This is a genomic window from Mesorhizobium sp. M7A.F.Ca.ET.027.03.2.1, assembly GCF_003999175.1.
Classification (GTDB): Bacteria; Pseudomonadota; Alphaproteobacteria; order Rhizobiales; family Rhizobiaceae; genus Mesorhizobium.
On the sequence record NZ_RZOM01000324.1, the window covers coordinates 1 to 5,749 of the forward strand.

At 62.5% G+C, this 5,749-nt stretch carries 8 protein-coding genes and 2 pseudogenes; 9 read left to right on the forward strand and 1 reads right to left on the reverse strand.

Annotated elements, in window-relative coordinates:
* The 3 genes and pseudogenes from EN750_RS15895 to EN750_RS15905 form a co-directional block, all read left to right on the forward strand.
* Positions 1 to 222 (forward strand): annotated as a pseudogene (locus EN750_RS15895) (DNA alkylation response protein); the annotation flags it as partial.
* 194 nt (positions 223 to 416) lie between these two features.
* Positions 417 to 986 (forward strand): hypothetical protein, encoded by a 570-nt coding sequence (locus tag EN750_RS15900; RefSeq protein ID WP_127396975.1) that lies wholly within the window; start codon positions 417 to 419, stop codon positions 984 to 986.
* A complete protein-coding gene (locus EN750_RS15905; protein WP_127272493.1) occupies positions 986 to 1,327 on the forward strand; it encodes a DUF6105 family protein in 342 nt (113 codons plus the stop codon). The genes EN750_RS15900 and EN750_RS15905 overlap by 1 nt, the downstream gene beginning before the upstream one ends.
* Here EN750_RS15905 and ruvX read toward each other — a convergent pair.
* Positions 1,245 to 1,751: a Holliday junction resolvase RuvX gene (gene ruvX / locus EN750_RS15910; protein ID WP_023812961.1), complete on the reverse strand. Its 507-nt coding sequence runs from the start codon at positions 1,749 to 1,751 to the stop codon at positions 1,245 to 1,247. The genes EN750_RS15905 and ruvX overlap by 83 nt on opposite strands.
* 123 nt (positions 1,752 to 1,874) lie before the next feature.
* Between ruvX and EN750_RS15915 the strand changes: the two genes are divergently transcribed.
* From EN750_RS15915 to EN750_RS40765, 6 genes and pseudogenes are all read left to right on the forward strand, one after another.
* Entirely contained in the window at positions 1,875 to 2,582 is a 708-nt protein-coding gene (locus EN750_RS15915; protein ID WP_127396976.1) for a metal-dependent hydrolase, read from the forward strand.
* Between the two features lie 24 nt (positions 2,583 to 2,606).
* Complete coding sequence (locus tag EN750_RS15920) at positions 2,607 to 3,023, forward strand: hypothetical protein (protein WP_127321156.1); 417 nt, start codon at positions 2,607 to 2,609, stop codon at positions 3,021 to 3,023.
* 118 nt (positions 3,024 to 3,141) lie between these two features.
* Positions 3,142 to 3,429 (forward strand): Asp-tRNA(Asn)/Glu-tRNA(Gln) amidotransferase subunit GatC, encoded by a 288-nt coding sequence (gene gatC, locus EN750_RS15925; RefSeq protein ID WP_127272494.1) that lies wholly within the window; start codon positions 3,142 to 3,144, stop codon positions 3,427 to 3,429.
* 8 nt (positions 3,430 to 3,437) lie between these two features.
* Positions 3,438 to 3,893, forward strand: a complete 456-nt coding sequence (locus tag EN750_RS15930) for a GNAT family N-acetyltransferase (RefSeq protein ID WP_127396977.1) — start codon at positions 3,438 to 3,440, stop codon at positions 3,891 to 3,893.
* A complete protein-coding gene (locus EN750_RS15935) occupies positions 3,893 to 5,458 on the forward strand; it encodes an amidase family protein (RefSeq protein WP_127321155.1) in 1,566 nt (521 codons plus the stop codon). Before EN750_RS15930 ends, EN750_RS15935 begins: the two co-directional genes overlap by 1 nt.
* A gap of 125 nt (positions 5,459 to 5,583) precedes the next feature.
* Positions 5,584 to 5,749 (forward strand): annotated as a pseudogene (locus EN750_RS40765) (YdcF family protein); the annotation flags it as partial.

Consider the following 5,749-nt stretch of genomic DNA (forward strand, 5'->3'; position numbering starts at 1 on the left):
ATGCAGGTTGCTTCAACCGACGAAGGTTCGGCCCGGCTGCTGACCGAGCAGCTGGCACTGTCGGCTGCGGCGGCGGAATTGCGCCGTTTGGGGGCCGGGCGGATCGCCGACGCTTTCGTCGAGACGCGTTTGGCCGGCCAATGGCGCAACACCTATGGCATGGTCGACTCGCGCCACGATGCACGCATGATCATCGACACGCTCTATCCGCCGGTGAACTGAGCGGCGAGCATCGCAAAAACCGGCGCCATCCACAGTTTTGACGCGTTGGCGGGCATCCTCACGCGTATGGCTGATCACCGTTAACCTTAACAAATGGTTTCCGTTGCGATGGCGGACGGCAAGGCCCACTGTCCCGGCGCGAGCAGGGAATGGTTCAGATTGGCCGTCTCTTGCTTTGCGAAGCAGGAACACCGATGCGACAGGTACTGACCTCTTTTCTGGCCTTGCACTGGGCGATTGTTTTCGCCCTGCTTGCGCTCATCTGCATCGACGGAAACCGGGGTGTGGCGGCGGCGCTCGGCGTGCTGGGCACCACAATCGAGGGTACCCGCTTCGTCGACCTCGACAATTTCGTTGTCGTGGCGCCGCTCGCCACCGCATTGCTTATCGTCGCGGTTCTGTTTTTCTGGGCCTTTGTCGAAGCCCTGGTCAACGACGCGACCAGTCCCGGCGCCGACAGCGTCGCCCGCATCGCCTTCATCTGCGCGTCCGGCATGTTGTCGCTGATCGTCATCGGAGGTGCTGCGCAAGGCATCAACGGGCTGTTCATGGCGGTTGCCGTGCAGCTGACGGCACTTCTGGCGTCCTATGTCGCCATGCTTGCCGAGCGGCGGTCCGTGGTTGTGGCAGCGGCTTCCGGCGAAAGCGAGATCCATGCCGTCGCGCATGACATGGCAAAAGCCGCGGCTCACAATTCGCTGCTCTCACTCATATCAGGCCGAACGGTCTCCAAGACCGGCTCCAATCACAGGGGAGGCCGCTGATGCGTTACATCTTCGGGTTCTGGGCGGCGCCGATGGCGATTTTCTGGGGCTGGTTCTATCTGTCGGCCAACGACATCAATTTCGGCTACACGATGCTCAGCCGACAGATGCACGACTTCTTCTTCCAGCTCTATGGTCAGATGCTCGGCATCGATCCGGCGATCATTCCCGGCATGGTGGCAAAGACGTGCGTCTTCGACGGGTTGCTGCTGATGGCGCTTTGGGCTTTCCGCCGTCGCCGCGAAATCGCCGGCTGGGTCAAACAGCGCTGGGCGGGTCCGGTTCCGTTCGAGCGGATGCGTGGAGCGACTGAAGCCGGTCCAAAACTCCCTGCAGAATAAACGCGGCTGCCGCCGAATCGATCTTGCCGGCGCGCTTGCGGCGCGAGAAATCCATCTCGATCAGCGTCCTTTCGGCCGCGACCGTCGATAGTCTCTCATCCCAGAGCACGAAGGGCAGGTCGCTCATCTGGGCCATGTTGCGAACGAAGGCGCGCGATTTCTGCGCACGCGGACCTTCCGAACCGTCCATGTTGATCGGCAGCCCAATCACCACCGCGCCGGCATTCTCCTTCCGCAGCAAGGCGAGCAGCACCGCCGCATCGAGCGAGAATTTCCTTCGCATGATGACCGGGCGCGGATGGGCGAAGGAAAATCTCTGGTCCGAGACCGCGACGCCGATCGTCTTGTCGCCGAGGTCAAGTCCCGCCAGCGTCTTGCCGCCGGTCAGCCGCGCCGGCAATTCCTCGATCGTGATAATGCCCACCGGCCGTCCTTCGCCTTTCACCACCACGTGTTTTGTCAAACGCGTGGTGGACACAGTAACCCTTTGATCTCGGGGCCGTCGGCGTTCTATCCTTTGGCAAGATAAAAATCGAGGAATGCATTCATGAAACTGACCTGGTACGGCCACTCGGCCTTTCGCATCGAGACCGCTGATGCCAAGATCCTCATCGATCCTTATCTGATCGGCAATCCGTCCTGGACGGGCGGCTGGGAGGGACCGGCGGAGGGAATCACGCATGTACTGCTGACGCATGGCCACAGCGACCACATCAGCGGCGCGCTGGAAGTGCTTGGCAAAAGCGGCGCCCAGCTAGTCGCCAATTTCGAGATCTGCATGTACCTGGTCGGCAAGGGCGCCAGCGACAAGAAGATCAACCCGGGCAACATCGGCGGCACCGTCGATTGCGGCGGCTTCACCACCACTTTCGTCCAGGCGCTGCATTCATCCTCGTTCCCCGGCGAAGGTGGCCAGAACACCTATCTCGGCAATCCGGGCGGCCTCGTCCTGCATTTCCCGGAAGACAAGACGCTCTACCACATGGGCGACACCGACATCTTTTCCGACATGGCGCTGATCAACGAGTTGCACGAGCCGAAGATCGGCCTGGTGCCGATCGGCGACCGCTTCACCATGGGCGGCGCGGTGGCCGCACTTGCCTGCCGGCGCTTCTTCAAGTTCGACACCGTGGTTCCCTGTCACTTCGGCACCTTTCCGATGATCGACCCGACCGCCGACAAGTTCGAGGCCGGCCTGGAAGGATCCGGCATCAAGGTGGCTTTGCCCAAGATTGGCGAGACGATTACGATTTAGAAGCAGCCATAATGGAATAAAACCATGGCTTTGAGGCAATCTTTTTGCGTTTCCATACTGGTCGCGGCGTCGCCCGCGCTCGCTGCGGATGATTTCATCGAAGGCGTCTACCTTCAGTCCGAGGAGCTTTGCAAACAGGCCAAGAAGGACACGCTGCAAACGCTGATCGACGCCGGCAACATCGTGCTTTCGGCATACGGCCTGCAAAGCGTCGAATACAATTGCGAGTTTCTGCAGATCAGCAAGGCGACGGCTTCGCCGAGCTGGGCGGTGACGGCCATCTGCCAGGAACCGGGTTATGTCTTTCCCGACGTTCTCTCGGTGACGCAAATGAACGCGAAGCAGATCGATCTCGTGTCGGTTCGGCCCGTCGACGACGAAAGCGAAGCAAGCGGCAACAGCGGCAGCTACTATCTGTGCGAAGGCGTTGCCCTGCCATAGACGTATTCTGAGAGCCGATGAGCGGGCCGTCGGCACAGCCTGGTCTCTCGCACGATGCATGTTGCGCAGCGCGCGCGGCGCCGCTATAGCCCGAACTGGTTTTCCCCGAGGCAAAAACATGTCCGTAGATCTTCAGACAGTGAAGCGCGTCGCGCATCTCGCCCGCATCGCGGTGAGCGAAGAGGATGCCGAACGGATGACCGGCGAGCTGAACGCCATTCTGGGCTTCGTCGAGCAGCTGAACGAGGTCGATGTTTCCGGTGTCGAGCCAATGACCTCGGTGACGCCGATGGACATGAAGAAGCGCAGCGATGTCGTCACCGACGGCGGCAAGGCGGCCGACATCGTCGTCAACGCGCCGGCGACCGAAGAGAATTTCTTCCTCGTGCCGAAGGTCGTGGAGTAAGTCCGCCGATGGCAATCGAGATCGCCATTGAGACGCCGCTCCAGGACGACCTGCGCGGGCTGGTCACCGAACTCAACGAGACCTTGCTCGAACTGACGCCGCCGGAGCATTGCTACCATTTGACGGTTGAGCAGTTGGCCGGTCAGGACACGACGGTTTTCATCGCCCGAGATAAAGGCCTGGCCATTGGCTGCGGCGCGCTGAAGCGTCATGACGGCGCCATTGGCGAGGTCAAGCGCATGTATATCAGGCCGTCGCATCGCGGCCAGAAGATCGGCGCGAAAATCGTCGAGCGGGTCGAGGCGCTGGCGCGCAACGAGGGACTGAAGCGCCTGGTGCTGGAGACGGGCGATCGTCATCCCGCGGCGTGGACAGTCTACGAACGCGCCGGGTTTTCGCGTTGCGGCCCGGTGCTGGATTATCCCGATTCTGAGTGGTCGGTGTTTTACGAAAAGAGCCTTTGATGAGCGACCTGACCCAGCTGACGATTTCACAGGCCCGCGCCAAGCTGCGCGGCAAGGAAATCACCGCGACCGAGATCACCGAGGCCTATCTCGGCGCTATCGAGCGCGCCAATCCGGCGCTCAATGCCTATGTCGCCGTGACCGGCGACAAGGCGCGCGACATGGCCAAGGCGTCCGACGCCAGGCTGGTCAAGGGCGAGGGCGGTGCGCTGGAAGGCATTCCGTTGGGGATCAAGGACCTGTTCGGCACCGAAGGCGTCCACACGCAGGCTTGCAGCCATGTGCTCGACGGGTTCAAGCCGCGCTACGAATCGACCGTTACGTCAAATCTGTGGGCCGACGGCGCCGTTATGCTCGGCAAGCTCAACATGGACGAGTTCGCCATGGGTTCGTCCAACGAGACGTCCTACTATGGTCCGGTCATCAATCCGTGGCGGCGCTCGCGCCTCGATACTGCGGTGATGCCGACGACGCATCAGGGTGATGGCGGCTTCGTCTCGGCCGGCGGCACGAGGACCGTGCGCAGCCTGGACAATGCGCAGTTGGTGCCGGGTGGCTCTTCTGGCGGGTCGGCCACGGCAGTCTCCGCCTTCCTGTGCGCCGGCGCGACCGCGACGGATACTGGCGGCTCGATCCGCCAGCCGGCCGCCTTCACCGGGACGGTCGGCATCAAGCCGACCTATGGCCGCTGCTCGCGCTGGGGTATCGTCGCGTTCGCCTCGTCGCTCGACCAGGCCGGCCCGATCGCGCGCGACGTACGCGATGCCGCGATCCTGTTGCAGTCGATGGCCTCGGTCGATCCGAAGGACACGACGTCGGTCGACCGGCCGGTGCCGGACTATGAGGCCGCGATCGGCAAGCCGATCAAGGGCATGAAGGTCGGCATTCCCAGGGAATACCGCGTCGACGGCATGCCCGAAGAGATCGAGGCGCTGTGGCAGAAGGGCATTGCCTGGCTGAAGGACGCCGGCGCCGAGATTGTCGACATTTCCCTCCCGCACACCAAATACGCGCTGCCCGCCTATTACATCGTGGCGCCCGCCGAGGCGTCATCCAACCTCGCCCGCTATGATGGCGTCCGCTACGGCTTGCGCGTGCCGGGCAAGGATATCGTCGACATGTATGAGAAGACCCGCGCCGCCGGTTTCGGCCGCGAGGTCAAGCGCCGCATCATGATCGGCACCTATGTGCTGTCGGCCGGCTACTACGACGCCTACTATCTGCAGGCGCAGAAGGTGCGCAATCTGATCAAGCGGGATTTCGAGACGGTCTTCGCCGCCGGCGTCGATGTCATCCTGACCCCGGCAACGCCGTCCGCCGCCTTCGGCGTCGCCGATGAGGACATGGCTGCCGATCCGGTCAAGATGTACCTCAACGACATCTTCACCGTCACGGTGAACATGGCCGGCCTGCCGGGCATCGCCGTGCCCGCCGGGCTCGACGCCAAGGGCCTCCCGCTCGGGCTGCAGCTGATCGGCCGGCCGTTCGACGAGGAAACCCTGTTCCAGACCGCCGCCGTCATCGAGCAGGCCGCAGGCACGTTCCAGCCGGAGAAGTGGTGGTAGGGACGTCGCTCGTCTAGCGGATGCCCTGAAAGTCGGAATCGATTTTCGGAAGGATGCTGCGCAAAATCAAAGTGTTAGCGTCCTTTGAGCGCCCACGCCCGCGCGGCGCTGCAATGGGGTGAGCGATGTTCTTCTACCTGTCCAAGATATTCTGGTTCTTCATCCAGCCGCTGAACCTGGCGATCTTCCTGCTGCTGGCGGGATTGCTCGCGGCCATGATAGGGCGCCGGCGGCTGGCGGCCACCGGCAGCGTGCTGGCATTTCTGGTCCTTGCGTTGTCGGCGTGGACGT